Origin of the sequence: Arcobacter aquimarinus (assembly GCF_013177635.1) — a bacterium.
GTDB lineage: Bacteria > Campylobacterota > Campylobacteria > Campylobacterales > Arcobacteraceae > Aliarcobacter > Aliarcobacter aquimarinus.
The window spans coordinates 2,478,835-2,494,418 of sequence record NZ_CP030944.1 but is presented as its reverse complement, the minus strand read 5'-3'; the positions used below and the strand labels follow the sequence as shown (position 1 = coordinate 2,494,418).

The 15,584-nt window shown below is 27.5% G+C and carries 12 protein-coding genes; 4 read left to right on the top strand and 8 right to left on the bottom strand.

The features are described 5' to 3' along the window. Positions 1 to 20 precede the first annotated feature (20 nt). Genes AAQM_RS12590 through AAQM_RS12580 form a run of 3 tightly spaced genes read right to left on the bottom strand, consistent with a single transcriptional unit; the run spans position 21 to position 6,772 of the window. Entirely contained in the window at positions 21 to 914 is an 894-nt protein-coding gene (locus tag AAQM_RS12590; protein WP_129095514.1) for a transglutaminase family protein, read from the bottom strand. 2 nt (positions 915 to 916) lie between these two features. Then, positions 917 to 3,406, bottom strand: coding sequence for a circularly permuted type 2 ATP-grasp protein (locus tag AAQM_RS12585; RefSeq protein WP_129095515.1), 2,490 nt, complete (start codon positions 3,404 to 3,406; stop codon positions 917 to 919). Next, a complete protein-coding gene (locus AAQM_RS12580; protein WP_129095516.1) occupies positions 3,407 to 6,772 on the bottom strand; it encodes a transglutaminase family protein in 3,366 nt (1,121 codons plus the stop codon). A gap of 251 nt (positions 6,773 to 7,023) precedes the next feature. Between AAQM_RS12580 and AAQM_RS12575 the strand changes: the two genes are divergently transcribed. After that, complete coding sequence (locus tag AAQM_RS12575; protein ID WP_129095517.1) at positions 7,024 to 7,437, top strand: Hsp20/alpha crystallin family protein; 414 nt, start codon at positions 7,024 to 7,026, stop codon at positions 7,435 to 7,437. A gap of 136 nt (positions 7,438 to 7,573) precedes the next feature. Here the strand turns inward: AAQM_RS12575 and AAQM_RS12570 are convergent, their stop codons facing one another. Both AAQM_RS12570 and AAQM_RS12565 read right to left on the bottom strand, forming a co-directional pair. Beyond that, on the bottom strand, positions 7,574 to 8,695 hold the full coding sequence (locus AAQM_RS12570) for a metallophosphoesterase (RefSeq protein WP_129095518.1): 1,122 nt from the start codon (positions 8,693 to 8,695) through the stop codon (positions 7,574 to 7,576). 63 nt (positions 8,696 to 8,758) lie between these two features. Continuing rightward, entirely contained in the window at positions 8,759 to 10,060 is a 1,302-nt protein-coding gene (locus AAQM_RS12565; protein WP_129095519.1) for an aminotransferase class V-fold PLP-dependent enzyme, read from the bottom strand. Positions 10,061 to 10,219: 159 nt separating this feature from the next. On the opposite strand from AAQM_RS12565, the gene AAQM_RS12560 reads away from it, so the two are divergent. From AAQM_RS12560 to AAQM_RS12550, 3 genes are read left to right on the top strand one after another with little or no spacing between them, the layout of a single operon-like run. After that, positions 10,220 to 10,495 carry a type II toxin-antitoxin system Phd/YefM family antitoxin gene (locus AAQM_RS12560; protein WP_129095520.1) on the top strand — a complete coding sequence of 92 codons (276 nt, stop codon included), beginning with the start codon at positions 10,220 to 10,222 and terminating at the stop codon, positions 10,493 to 10,495. Further along, on the top strand, positions 10,496 to 10,786 hold the full coding sequence (locus AAQM_RS12555; protein WP_129095521.1) for a hypothetical protein: 291 nt from the start codon (positions 10,496 to 10,498) through the stop codon (positions 10,784 to 10,786). A gap of 55 nt (positions 10,787 to 10,841) precedes the next feature. Then, positions 10,842 to 12,011 carry a hypothetical protein gene (locus AAQM_RS12550; RefSeq protein ID WP_129095522.1) on the top strand — a complete coding sequence of 390 codons (1,170 nt, stop codon included), beginning with the start codon at positions 10,842 to 10,844 and terminating at the stop codon, positions 12,009 to 12,011. A 105-nt stretch (positions 12,012 to 12,116) separates the two neighbouring features. Here AAQM_RS12550 and AAQM_RS12545 read toward each other — a convergent pair whose 3' ends face one another. The 3 genes from AAQM_RS12545 to cysD are packed head-to-tail and all read right to left on the bottom strand — an operon-like array spanning position 12,117 to position 15,584. Then, on the bottom strand, positions 12,117 to 13,211 hold the full coding sequence (locus AAQM_RS12545; RefSeq protein ID WP_129095523.1) for a sulfite reductase: 1,095 nt from the start codon (positions 13,209 to 13,211) through the stop codon (positions 12,117 to 12,119). Then, the gene (gene cysN / locus AAQM_RS12540; protein ID WP_129095524.1) at positions 13,211 to 14,668 is read right to left on the bottom strand and encodes a sulfate adenylyltransferase subunit CysN; all 1,458 of its coding nucleotides are present in this window, start codon (positions 14,666 to 14,668) and stop codon (positions 13,211 to 13,213) included. The genes AAQM_RS12545 and cysN overlap by 1 nt, the downstream gene beginning before the upstream one ends. A 1-nt stretch (position 14,669) precedes the next feature. Next, positions 14,670 to 15,584 carry a sulfate adenylyltransferase subunit CysD gene (gene cysD, locus AAQM_RS12535; RefSeq protein ID WP_129095525.1) on the bottom strand — a complete coding sequence of 305 codons (915 nt, stop codon included), beginning with the start codon at positions 15,582 to 15,584 and terminating at the stop codon, positions 14,670 to 14,672.

Here is a 15,584-nt window from a genome sequence, read left to right as displayed (position 1 = left end):
AGAAAAAGAGTGAAAACTCTTTATTCTTTTATGGCTTCAACATTAACTTTTACTTTTAAATTACTTCCACCACTACTTTGAACTACACCTTTTAAAGGTGCAATATCTAAATAATCTCTTCCATATCCTAAAATAATATATTCTTCATTAGGGATTTTATTATTTGTTGGGTCAAAACAAGCCCAACCAAAAGTTGGAATATAAACTGAAAACCAAGCATGAGATGCATCTGCACCAAATAGTTTCTCTTTTCCTTCAGCAGGAATAGTTTGAATATATCCACTTACATAACGAGTAGGAATACCAATACTTCTAAGGGCTGATATTGCAAATTGTGCAAAATCTTGACAAACCCCTTTTTTCTCTTTAAAAACAGTTTCTATTGGAGTTGTAATATCTGTAAATCCAGAAACAAAACTAAAGTCATTAAAAATTCTTCCCATAAATTCATTTGTTGCTTCAAAAAGATTTCTATTTTCTTGGAATGATTCTAAAGCATAAGCTTTTATTTCATTTGAAGGCATAGGAATAGACTCTGTTTCAAATAAAAATAGCTTTGCTAAAACATCATCTTTGTAGTATTTATTTAATCTTTGTTTTGCTTCACTAACAGTAATAGATACATTTTTTAAATTTTTAATTTGTTTGTTTATCTCTTCTTCAACTCTATGAACTTTTGAAGTAGCCACTACTTTTAAAGAAGTATGTGCTTCTCTTATTAACATAAAGTTATTTGTATTTTCAAAATAATCTACAAATTCACTCATTTCATAAGGAGTGGGTTCTATTTTTAAAGAATACTCTAAAAGTTTTTGAGTAGCGAAATCTTTTGGTTTAAGTCTTGCAATATTATGGCTAAAAGTCACAAGTGCAGCATAATCAAAGGTTGTTTCATGGTATATTTCATAAATCATAATTACTCGTTGTAGTGTGAAAAATATGTTTTTGTTAACTCTTCAGAAGTTTTACTTAATAAATCTGAAAGTGTAGATAAAAAACCATCAAGTTCTTTATATACATATTCATCTTCTTTAATCTCTAAAAGTTTATTTGTATTCATAAGCGTAAGCATAGAAAATACTTTAAATATAGGCTCTTCAAAATTACTTAAATTAGAGTTATTCTCTTCATTTGGTAACTCTTTTAAGTCTTCAAGTAGTTGAGTTATAATATAAATCAAAGATTTTGGATATTTTCTGTTAAAAAGTAAAAAATCCAATACATTTTTTAAATCTAAAGATGATTTATAATATGCCCTATAAGAGTTATAACTTTCATAAGAGTTAAGCATAGAATCAAGTACATCATATTCTAAAAGTTTGTCAAGTTTTAAAGTAAGTAAAGACCTTAGTTTTGAGATTAAAAGTTGTGAAATCTCTATTTTACAGCCAATATCATATAAAATTAAACCTTGTTCTTTGAAAATACTTTCATCAATTAATTCTTTATAAGCCATAAGATAAATCAATAATTTATCGAGTTCATTTATATGGTCTTTATTTGTTAAAACTTCTCTTTTTAGATAAATATTCCACTCTTTTTGCATTTTCTCATAAATACGCCAAGCTTCTATTGTTAGAAGATTTTTTACGTTTGTATTTAAGTTTGATAATAAACTAAGTGAAAAAGAGAGAGTTCCAACTCTATTTTTATCTTTTATTAGAGAAATAATTTCATTTAAAGGTGATTTCAACTCTTCATCTAAGAATCCTGGATAACACATAGTAAGATGACTTAGTGCATTATTTAGGATTTTTGTTGTTTGTTTAGAGTTTGTATTATCATCATATCTATTTATATTTAGCATAGATTTAAGATTAAATCTTAGCATTCGGGCTGTTATAATTGCTCTATTTAAATACCTTCCCATCCAAAAAAGATTTTCAGCTCTTTTAGTAGAGATATTTTCTAATCTTGAGTCTATAAAAACTCTATTTTTAAAAATATTATTGCTATTAAACTCTTCATCTTTTCCAAGTATCCATAAATCTTTACTAGTTCCACCTTTTTGATTTGAGACTACTAAACTATCTTTTGAGGGAGATACTCTTACAAGTCCTCCTTGTAAAACGTTGTAGTCTTCATCTTGTTGATATGAAAAGGCTCTTATTACTGTATTTCTTGGTTCTACTTTTCCTTTAGAAAAAGAGGCTGTTGTTGAAAAATCAATAATTTCTTGACCAACATAATATTGAGGAGTTTTTTCTATTTTTTCTTTTAGTTGTAAAAGTTGAGTTTCATTTAGTTTATTTCCAAAATATATCTCAATATTATCAGTTCTATCTATTTTTTTTACTATTAGATTTTTTAGATTTTCTAAAACAAAATCTAACTCCTTTTTTTGTCCACACCACCAAGTAGCTATTTGAGGAAGAATTAACTCTTCATTTAACAAATAGTTAGCAATATTTTTCATAAAAGGATTTAATCCAATATTTTCTAAAATACCAACTCCAATTGGATTTATCATAGATAAATTATCTTCTCTTACTACATTTACAAGTCCAGCAACTCCCAGTTGAGAATAGTTTTTTAATTCTAAAGGGTCACAATATTGTGCATCAACTCTTCTAATTAATGTATCAACTTTTCTTAAGCCTTTTAAACTTTTAAGCCAAAGATGGTTGTTTTTTACAAGTAAATCTTCTCCTTGAACCAGTGTTAAATCAAGAAAAGAACTAAGATAAGCATGTTCAAAATATGTTTCATTTAGTGGACCTGGAGTTAATAAAGCAATAAGAGGATTTTCTTGATTTGAAGGAGATAATGTTTTTAGCGTATTTTTATATCCTTCTATAAAACTAGCAATTTTTTTTATCTCTACATTTGGATATAAATCGTTAGAAATAGAGTTCATCGTAAGTCTGTTTTCAATTGCATATCCAAGACCTGAAGGGGATTGCGTTCTATCATTTATAACCCAAAACTTACCATCAGGACCACGACTAATATCACTTGCATAAAATCTTAAAGAGTAATAATCTTTATTTTTAAAGTTAAAAACTTCAGGAATAAAACTTTTATGACCAAAAACAATTTCAGCAGGAATTATTCCTTCTTTTATTAGTTTTTGTTCTGTATATAAATCTTTGAATATTAAATTTAATAGTTTTGCTCTTTGTTTTAAACCTTTCGTTACTTCATCCCACTCTTCTTGCGTTAAAACTAAAGGAATAGGATCTAAATTCCATCTTCTATTATTTCCTTCAGGGTCATTATAGATATTATAAGTAACTCCATTATCTTCTAAACGCCAATCTATTTCTAGTTGTTTTTGTTCTAATTGTTTAATTCCTGCATTTTCTAAACCCTCAATTAGTTCTTTCCAATGGGGTCTAATATTACATTCATTATCAAATACTTCATCAAATGATGACTCTAATCTACAACTATCAAAAATTGACATTTAATTTTTTATCCACCTTTGTCTTAAATCTAATGTATGAGGATACTCTTTATTTTTTGGCATTTCGTGAAAGTATAGTTTTTTACTTCCTGTTCTACTTGTAACTTTTCTATTTGCTTCAATAGCAAATACAGAGTTTACTTCACCAGTTATTTTTGGTTCAATTGGCGTTACTTCTCCTTGAGAGTGATTAAAATCCCAATATCTGTTTATTCTTCTTGATTCAGCTTCATAAGAGTTTACAGGAAAAGTATCATAACTTCTTCCACCTGGATGTGTAACAAAGTAGTTAAATCCACCAATTGACCTTGTATTCCATTTATCTATTATATCAAAAGTTAAAGGTGTATCAACTTTAATTGTTGGATGAAGTGCTGACCAAGGTTGCCAAGCTTTGTATCTTACACCACTTACATATTCCCCTTCAATTTCAGTTTTTGTAAGAGGAACTTGAACACCATTACAAGTTACTATATATCTTTCTTCATTGAAATCTTTTATTTTTATTTGTAGTCTTTCAAGTGAAGAGTCCACATATCTAGCTGTTCCTTGACTTCCTGATTCTTCTCCTAAAACATGCCAAGGCTCAATAGCTGATCTTATTTCTACATGCATTCCATTTATCATAGTCATTCCATATAATGGGAATCTAAATTCAAAAAATGGGTCAAACCAATCTAGTTTAAACTCATATCCTTCATCATTTAAATACTCAACTACACCTTTTAAATCTTCTTTTACATAGTGCTCAAGTAAGAATTTATCATGAAGTCTTGTTCCCCATCTAATTAGGTTATGTTTATATGGTCTTTTCCAAAAACAAGAAACTAAAGCTCGAACCAATAACATTTGTAAAAGTGCCATTTGTGAATGAGGTGGCATATCAAAAGCTCGAAGTTCTAAAATACCTAATCTTCCTGTACTACTATCAGGCGAATAAAGTTTATCTATACAAAACTCACTTCTATGAGTATTTCCTGTAATATCTGTGAGCATATGTCTAAATAATCTATCTGTTAACCAATATGGAACATCTCCACTTTCAGGTATCTGAGAGAAAGCAATTTCAAGTTCATATAGATTTTCAACTCTTCCTTCATCAACTCTTGGTGCTTGAGAAGTTGGACCTATAAACGCTCCTGAGAAAAGATAAGATAAACCTGGATGATGTTGCCAAAATGTGATTAAACTTCTTAAAAGTTGAGGGTTTCTTAATAGTGGTGAATCACTTGGACTCATAGCTCCAATAGTTACGTGGTTTCCTCCACCTGTTCCTGTGTGTCTACCATCTATCATAAATTTTTCAGTTCCAAGTCTACATAATCTTGCATCTTCATAAAGACTTAAAATATTATCACTTAATTCTTTCCATGAACTTGTTGGTTGAATATTTACTTCAATAACTCCTGGGTCGGGAGTAACTTTGATTCTATCTGTTCTTAAATCATGAGGAGGTTCATAACCTTCAATAATAACAGCTAAATTTAATCGTTTTGCTGTTTCTTCAATAGAAGCAATTAAATCCAAAAATACTTCTGTTTTTTCAATAGGAGGAAGGAATACACAAAGTTTGTTATCTCTTATTTCAACACTTAATGCTGTTCTTACAAAAGCAGAATATTTATTTTTAAGAGTAGTTTTTTTACTCATTTTTTTAGCACGTTTTTCAACAGCACTTATGTAATCACCAAGTGCTGGATATGAAGTAAATAAATCAGGTTGAAAATCTTGTTCTAATTCTACTTGAGGTTTAACAATAAGTGATTCAAGTGGAAGTCTAAGTCCAATAGGAGAGTTTCCTGCTCCTAAAAATAGATGTCCACGTCTAAATTCCCATTTTGAAGTAATCCATTTTGTAAATCCAAAACTAACAGGAAGCACATATCCCACTTCATTGTTTAATCCATAAGTTAATTTTTGAGCAATAGTTTTTCTCTCTAAAGGGTCTTTTAAATCATATTTTAAAGGGTCAATATCAATAGGAAGTTCAGCTTCTTTCATAATATAATAAATAGGGTCTTCAAAAGCTGGAATTACATTTTCATCACTTATACCTAAAATTAAAGAAAGTGTTGAAATAAACTCTTTTGCATCAGCTATTGTGTAATCATAATTTTTATTCATATCAGCTAATAAATCTGGATTCTTCCAAATAGGTTTTTTATCTTTTCTCCAAAAAACAGTTGTTTGCCAACGTGGTAGTGGCTCTCCTGGATACCATTTTCCTTGAGCATGATGCAATAATCCACCATTTGTATTTGTTTCAAGTAATCTTCTTGATAGATTATTTGCTAACTCTCTTTTATGCTCTCCATCTGCTTCACTATTCCATTGAGCTGATTCCATATCATCAATAGATACAAAAGTTGGTTCTCCTCCCATAGTTAAACGAACATCATTTTTTACTAAATCTTCATCAACTTTGAAACCTAAATTATAAATAGCTTCCCATTGCTCATCTTTATAAGGTTTTGTAACCCTTGGTGATTCAAAAATTCTTGTTACTGTGTTTTCAAAAAAGAACTCTGTTTCACATTTATCACTAAATCCTTCAATAGCGTGAGCAGAGTTATAGTGAGGTGTACAAGCAAGTGGAATATGACCTTCTCCTGCAAAAAGTCCACTTGTACTATCAAGTCCAATCCATCCAGCACCTGGAACATAAACTTCTGTCCAAGCATGTAAATCTGTAAAGTCAGCTTCAGGACCACTTGGACCATCAAGTGATTTTACATCGGCTGTTAATTGAACTAAATATCCAGATACAAATCTAGCAGCAAGTCCAAGATGTCTTAATACTTGTACAAATAACCAAGCAAAGTCTCTACAACTTCCTAACTTTTTTTCTAAAGTTGTTTTACAAGTTTGAACACCTGGTTCTAATCTTACAGTGTAGTTTAGATGTTGATTTATTTTTTGGTTAACTTCAACTAAGAAATCAATAATAGACTTTTCTTTTTTATCAATAGAAGCAACAAAATCTTTTAATATTTTATTTTTTTCTTCAATTTTTAAATAAGGTTTTAACTCTTTTCTTAAATCTTCTTTATATTCAAAAGGGTAGTTTTTAGCACTATCTTCTACGAAAAAGTCAAAAGGATTTATTGTAATCATGTCTGCAATGATTTCAACATCAACGCAAAATTCTTTTGTTTTTTCTGGAAATACAAGTCTTGCAAGATAGTTTCCAAAAGGGTCTTGTTGCCAGTTTAAAAAATGACCATCAGGTTTAATTTTTAAAGAATAAGCCTCTATTGGAGTTCTACTATGAGGAGCTGGACGTAATCTTATAATGTGTGGTGACAATGAAATATACTTATCATATTTATAATGGGTTTTATGAGAAATTACTACTTTTAAAGACATATTTCTAATCCTTTTTTTGAGTTAAAAACATTATACATAAATAATTAAAGAATAATAATTAAAAATTGTATATTAGTAGTACAGTCTTTTTATTAGCATTTATATCCATATATTGCTAATAATAAATTACTATTTTATAGATTTTTAAAATATTATTAGCAATATATATTGACAAGTGCTAAAAAATATGTTAATATTTCATCAACTTGATATAAATACTATCAAGATTAAAAATATTTAAGGAGTTAAAAATGTTATTGACAAAATTTGACCCATTTAAACAAATAAGAGAAATTGAAAAAAATTTATATAACCAAACAAAAAATGAAGGTGTAAATGCTTTTGTTCCTGTAGTAAATACAAGAGAAGGGGAGTTTGCATATCATGTTGATGTTGATTTACCAGGTGTGAAAAAAGAAGATATAAAAGTAGATATTAATAAAGGTGTTTTAACAATCAGTGGTGAAAGAAAAGTAAAAGATGAGGTGAAAGAGGAAGATTACTATAAAGTAGAAACATACTTTGGTAAATTTTCTAGAAGTTTTACACTTCCTGATAATGCAGATATTGAAAATATAGAAGCGAGTAGTGATAATGGAGTTTTAGAAGTAATTATTCCAAAATTAAAAGATGATAACACTAAAAAAACAATCACAATAAAATAAGAAGGAGTGAGAACTCCTTCTATTAAAGGAGATTTCAATGGAAAAAGAAAAAGCTAAAAACGTAGATTATATTATTTTATTAAGTATTTATACGATTTCAATTGTAAGTTCACTATTTTTATTAAATATATAAAATTTAAGAAGATAACTTTAAAACAGTTATCTCAGCACTAGCACCCAATCTCATGGGTGGTCCCCAAAATCCTGTACCTTTATTTACATAAACTAAAGTGTGTTCATTGTGTACATTTAATCCTCTAACATAAGGTTGTTCTAGTTTAACTAAAAAATTAAAAGGGAAAATTTGACCACCGTGAGTATGTCCACAAAGTATTAAATCTATACCTTTTGTATCCTCTATAGAGTTTATATATTTTGGTTGATGAGCTAACAATACTGTTGGAAAATCTTGAGTATTTAAAAGAGCTTTATTTATATCAGGTTCAAACGCACCATATCTAAATCCAAATCTATCATAAACTCCACAAATATAAAAACCTTTATTTTCTTCACCTATGTAAACATTTTCATTTTCTAAAGTTTTTATTCCCAAAGAGTTTACATAATCAATTATTGGTTTAACACCATGAAAATATTCGTGATTTCCAACTATAAAATAAGTTCCATATTTTGAATTAATATTTGCTAATTCATTTAAAGCAGGTTTTGCATATTCTAGTTTTGTATCAACCAAATCACCAGTAATTACAACAATATCAGCACCTAATAGATTTATTTTATCAACTAAATTTTTTATGAATTCTTTATCGATTAATCCTCCAATATGGACATCACTAATTTGAACAATTTTATAAGGAGATAAAAGATTTTTGATTTTTACATCAACAACTTCAAGTTCGATATTTCTAGCATTATCCATAGCTTTTGCATTTGTAGCTAAAACAAAAGAAACAGCACCTATATCTAAACCTTTTTTAAAGAATTCTCTTCGATTTTTTGTATATTTTGTTTTAGAGATACCAAAAGAGATGATTTCGTGTAATAAAGTGATAATAAATGTTAAAAAAATCACCCCAATTGGTAGAGATAAAAGAAAGTAGAGCCAGTTTGGCACTACAGGAAAATATCTAGCTGCTGGATACAAAAGTACCCCAAAAAATGTAAGATATAAAAATAGGCTAAGATATTTTTTAGTTTTATAATTAAAATCCAGTTTATTTATCAATCGTTTTTTTATTACATAAGTTTGGAAAGCAAAAACAATTGTAAAGACTGAAAAAAATATTATAAAACTCATGGGTGAAATAATAATCAATCTTAGTTAATGAACTCTAAATGAATTATTTAGTCTTTGTGTAGTTTATTTTAAAATCTTTTTTATTCCCTCAATTAAACTTTTAATCTCTTCTTTTGTTTGTGAAAAATGTATAGAAATTCTAACCCATCCCGGACGATTTGTCATATCTAATTGTTGTATTCCCAATAAATCATGTCCATAAGGTCCAGCACATGAACATCCAGCTCTTGTTTGAAAATTATCATTTAAAGATAAATTATTACATAAATCATAAGGACTTAAACCTTTTATATTGAAAGAGACTATTCCTATATTTTCAACTTCTTGATTTCCATAGATTTCACAATTTGGTATATTTTTTAATTCACTTATAAAATATTCTTTTAATTCATTTTTTCTATCTTTTATAAAATCAAAACCTATTTCATTTCTTAGTTGATATGCTAAACTAGCTCGAATAAATTGCAAAATGGGTGGAGTTCCAGCATCTTCTCTAGCTTCTATATCTTTTTGATAATATTGTGAATCTTTATTTACATATTCTACTGTTCCACCACCAGCAAATGTTGGAGCAATTGATGTATCAATAAGATTTTTTCTAATAATTAATAATCCACAACTTCCCGGACCTCCTAAAAGTTTATGAGGAGATAAAACTAAAGCATCATAAAGTTGGCAAGGAACATTTATATAAGGACTACTTGCTGCTGCATCAAATAAAACTTTCCCACCATAACGTTTGATAAGTTTTGATATCTCTTCATAAGGAGTGATTATTCCAGATACATTTGAAGCAATACAAAAACAACCAATTATTTCTCTATGCATATTTTCTTGTAAAGTCTCTTTTAATTGAACAAGGTCAACTAATCCATCATTTGTAAGTCTGATTCTTTTTACTTCACATAAAGCTTCTCTATAGCTTACCTCATTTGAATGGTGTTCATACGGTCCAACAATGATTAAAGGAAGTTTCTTTTTAGCTACAGTTATTCCAAATCTTTTGATAGTTGCAGGTGGAATGTATATTCCTAATAACTCTTGAAATTTTTTTATAGCAGCTGTTGTTCCACAACCACACGGAAGTATTGCAAACTCATCATTTAAATCAAAACTTTTTGCTAAGTTTTTTCTAGCTTCTTCATAATAGTTTGATGTAGTATCAGCGTTTGAAGCCTCTTTTGAGTGAGTATTAGCATAAGTTTCTAAAACATCAAAAATTCTATTTTCTATTTGTCTAAATGCAAGTCCTGAAGCTGTGTAATCAAAATACTCTTTTTTATTTTTTCCAATTGTGTTGTATCTAATAAATTCTAATATATTTGTATTTTCATTGAAAAATGGTCTAAAAATATCTTTTGTCATGGATTACTTACTCTTTGAATTATATGTAGTTATTAATATTATAATTTTATATTATTTTAGATAAGAAGTATATTTAAGGAGTCAGTTTTAAATATTATAATTGATTTTATGTTAAATATTATGTATAATTTTACATGATATTTTAAAAAGGTAAATAATATGGTTGCATATACAAGAGATGAAATAGTGTCCGCAAGTGATGTTGCAAGAAGTTTTTCAACTATTCTAAATAGTATTATCGATAAATCAAAAGATAAATTGGCAATCTCAAAAAACAATAAACTTGAAGCAGTTTTATTAGATATTGAAGAGTATGAAAGATTGAAAAATGCCTATGATATGATGGAACAAAAAGAGATAGAAACAATTTTAGAAAATAGAACTATTGAAGATAAAGAAATTTCACATACAAAAATTCTAACAATAGATATTTAGATGAAAAAAGAGATAAAATTAACTTATCTAAAAAAATCAAAAAAGTTTTTGGATAAAAATAATTCAATCATTACTGAAACTCAGGTTGATGAACTAATTATAAAATTTATAAAAAAACATTTTTATAATATTGATATAAATATAGATTATAAGCAACTTCAAGGTAATTTAAAAGATACTTTTAGAATTAGAAAAGGCAATATTAGAATTATTTTAAAGATTATAGATGATGAAATTATCATTGAAGCAATAATTGAAGATATTGGATTTAGAGGTGATGTTTATAAATAGTTAATTACAAATATAAGTAACTTAAACAATAGTAAATAAAAAAGGTGATTTTCATATGGAAAAACAAATACCAGAAATATTAAAAAATGGTGAAGTATCAAAATTAATTGATTTGTTAATAAGTCAATATGTTCCAGAAAACTATCATATTAATATTGATTTATCAAGTTTTAATAATGCAATGAGAGAATATGAATATTTTATTGATGGTAAATATCATTTTAAATTTGCATTACATGCAATGTATCAAAAAGCATTTGAAGAATCTCTTGAAGAGTTTATGGATGGATTAAAATATGAAGAATCTCAAGGAAATATTTCAACAGAGTGTTTAGATGAATTTTTATTAAAGATGTATGATTGGTATATCCAAAATGACATAGAAAAGATTTTCTATAAACTCTTAATTAAAGATTTTATAGATGTTGATATAAAAAGCGAAGAGAGTGTTTTTTCTTTACATAATTATATATTTAAAAGTCCAGTTTTATCTGAATATTATAATTTTGATAAACTAGATATTAGAAGACAACTATTTCATAGACTTGAGACAATTACTATTTCCATTTTCCATAGATTCAGAAATTTTGAAAAACATTTTAAAGAAAATTTTTTATATATGAAGAAGCTTAATTATTCTATAAATGAAATAATTGAAAGTCTTATAATTTTAGAAGAAATCAATATAAGAAGAAATTTTATTATAGAAATATATTTTAATATAGAGCATTTTTTTTCTGTGATTATTGAAGAATTTAATATTGAAATTAAAGATACAAGAAAAAAACAACTATTATTAGGAAATATTTTAATTTATTTTGGTATTGATGAAAAAATAGATTTAGAATCAAAGTTTTCAGAAATACTTGAACGATTAAATGAAAATAATGAAAATTTTAAAAGCTTATTTGATAATATGAAAAATACAAAAACTACATATTTAGAGATAAACAATAGACTTATCAATAGGAGAAATTCATTACATTCTAATGGGTTTATTGGAGGAAAAGGAGAAACTTATTTAGGAATAGGTAAAGTGAAATATAAAAAAATGGATAAATATGATTCTTTCGAAACAATGGGAATTACAGAATTAACAGTTTTAATGTTCTTAATTATTGAGTGTTGTGAAAAAATTATTGAAAAATCAGTATCTGTACATCCTGAAATAATTGTTGATAGATATATGTTTGAGTTAGAAGAATTTAAAAATGAAACAAAATAAATAGAAAATTATTGATTCTTATCAAAAATTATGAAAATTGTTTAAAATTCTTGGTTAAGACAGAATAAAAAAATAGAGAGAAGATTTATGATAATCCCTTTGTTTTTAAACAAAAGGATTAAAACTTATTTTTTCAAGTTCACAAGCTAGATTTTGTGCATTTAAAGTTGGAACATCAAGAATTATAATATTCCCTTTGTGAGTTAGTTTTACTCTATTTGCCTCATATTTTTCAAGCAATGAAGATAGATTATCAAGTTTAGAACTTTGAACAACTCTATCATAGATTTTACAACCTATATAACTTTGTCCTTCAATTTTACTTTCATTTATTCCAAGCCTTGGTTTTCTTGGATGAGAAATCTCATTTTTAAAAGAACTTTGTTGAATTTTATAGTTTATGGTTGAATTTAAAATATCATAAAATCTAATTAATCCTAAATTTTTAACAAGATATTCAAAACTACTTTTTTCAACATCATCTCTTTCACCAAAATCTTTATAAATGTTTGCAATTGCAATTGCAGTTTTTAAAACTTGTGAAGGTGATATAAAACCAATTGAATTACCTAAAATCTTCACATTAAAAAGAATTTTTTCTTTTGAATCTTTTATTGCATTAAAACTAACATCAGGAGTAAATTGAACATCACAACCCTCTTCATAACCACTTATTGCAATTTGTAGTTTATTTGGTAGATTTTCAAATTTTTTATTTCCTATAAAAGTTTCATTTAGTTTATTTGCTAAAGGTTCAACATCAATTAATTGAGTTTTATCTATTCCATTTACGGGACAAGTTAAAACTCTTCGTACTGTGTGTCCTGCTTCAAAAAAAGTGTTTAAATTTACTTCTTGAAGAAGTTTGAAAATTTTTGGTAAATCAAAAATCTTTATATTTTTAAACTCAATTTTTTGTTCATTTGAAAAAATCAAACTATCATCACTAAATTGTTTAGATATAAGACTTAATGTTTTTAATTGGATTAAATTTAATTCTCCCATATTAAGAGGAATTTTTATACTAAAATAGTTTTGTTGTTCATCTTGTGCATAAATTCCATACCATTTAAATCTTTCTAAATTTTCAGGACTAATTTTTTCACCAAAAACAGCATGGAAATAGATATCGGCTAAGACATCTATTCCACTTTTCTCTTTTTTGATTTTTTCAATATTTAAAGCTAAATTATTAGACATTAGATTGCCTTACATTCCCACTCAGGATAATTTCTTCTAATAAATTCATTTAACTCAATTTCTGCTTTTGAATAAACTTTTTTCTCTTCTTCTAAATGAGCAAAACCTTCAACTGAAGATACAATCATACCAGCCCCAACAGTTGAGTTATTGTATTTATCAATAATGATAAAACTTCCTGTGTATCTGTTTTCATGGTATGGATCAACTGCAATTTCTCTATCTAATGATAAAGTACATTTTGCAATATCATTTAATGCTAATTCTGTTGCATCAATTTCTTCAAATGTATTAATATTCTTTTTAAATTCAATAGCATTAAATGCACCATTAATTACTGATGTTGCTCTTTTGATTACATAGTTTTGATTTAGTTTCATAGGAGCTTCATCCATCCAAACAACCATAACTGAAAGGTGATTTGATACTTTTGGAATATCTCCAGTTTTAACTATCATATCACCACGACTAATATCAATTTCATCTTCAAGAGTAATTGTTGTTGCCATTGGAGCAAATGCTTTTTGTATTGTTTCAACAGTTTCATCTTTTCCAATTGGTCTTAAATCTTTAATATCATTTGATACTATTGATTTAACTTTTGATGTTTTTCTTGATGGTAATACAGTAATTTCATCACCAACTTTGATTTCCCCACTTGCAATTGTTCCACTAAAACCTCTAAAGTTTAGATGAGGACGTACCACATATTGAACAGGAAGTCTAAATGAAGAAGACTCTTGTTTATGTATAGGAATTGTGTCTAACAACGGCATCAATGGAAGCTCTTTATACCAAGGACACTTCGGAGAATTTGTTAAAATATTATCTCCATCCAATGCAGAAATAGGAATAAATTGAATATTCAAATCTTTGTTATGAGGAAGATATTCAATAATCTCATTATAATCATTTTTGATTTTTTCAAATACTTCTTGGCTAAAGTTAACTAAATCCATTTTATTTATTGCAACAATTAGGTTTTTAATTCCTAAAAGACTTGCAATATAAGAGTGTCTTTTAGTTTGTGTTAAAATACCTTGTCTTGCATCAATTAAAATAATAGCAACATCAGCTGTACTTGCACCTGTTGCCATATTTCTTGTGTATTGCTCGTGACCTGGAGTATCTGCGATGATGAATTTTCTTCTTTCTGTTGAGAAAAATCTATAAGCAACATCGATAGTAATACCTTGTTCTCTTTCACTTGCTAATCCATCAACTAAAAGTGCTAAGTCAATTTTATCACCAGTTGTTCCAACTTTTTTACTATCTTTTTCAATAGCAGCTAATTGGTCTTCAAAAATCATTTTTGAATCGTATAATAATCTTCCAATTAGAGTTGATTTACCGTCATCAACACTTCCACAAGTAATAAATCTTAAGATTTCTTTATTCTCATGTTCTTTTAAATATTGTTCTATATTTTGTGAAATTAAATCTGATTGATGTGCCATCTTAAAAATATCCTTCTTGTTTCTTTTTCTCCATTGATGCGTCACCATCACTATCTATTAATCTTCCTTGTCTCTCACTTGTTGTACAAATAAGCATTTCTTGAATAATTTCAGGTAATGTTGTAGCAGTTGAATTTACTGCTCCAGTTAATGGATAACACCCTAAAGTTCTAAATCTTACCATCTCTTTTTTAGCTGTTTTTCGCAAATTTTCAGGCATTCTATCATCGTCAACCATGATTTTTGTACCCATATATTCTACTACATCTCTTTCTTTTGCAAAGTATAAATCAGGAATAGAAATATTTTCTAAATAGATATATTGCCAAATATCAAGTTCTGTCCAGTTTGATAATGGGAATACTCTGATAGACTCACCTTTTGTGTGTCTTCCGTTGTAAATATTCCAAAGTTCAGGTCTTTGATTTTTGGGATCCCATCTATGGTTTTTATCTCTAAATGAGTAAATTCTCTCTTTAGCTCTTGATTTTTCTTCATCACGTCTAGCTCCACCAAAAACAGCATCAAACTGTTGAATGTTTAACATATTTTTTAAACCTTCAGTTTTCATGATATCTGTGTGTAACGCTGAACCATGAGTAAATGGAGAGATATTCATTTCTGCTCCTTTTGGATTGATATAAACTAAAAGTTCCATACCAACTTCTTTAGCTCTTTTATCTCTAAACTCAATCATCTCTTTAAATTTCCATGTTGTATCAACATGAACTAAAGGTAGCGGTGGAGGCGCTGGATAAAATGCTTTTTGTAAAAGATGTAACATAACTGAACTATCTTTTCCAACACTGTATAACATTGCTGGATTAGAAAATTCTGCTACTACTTCTTTCATAATATGCATTGATTCTGCTTCTAGTTGTTTTAGATGAGTTAACCTATCTTGGCTTATTTGCAT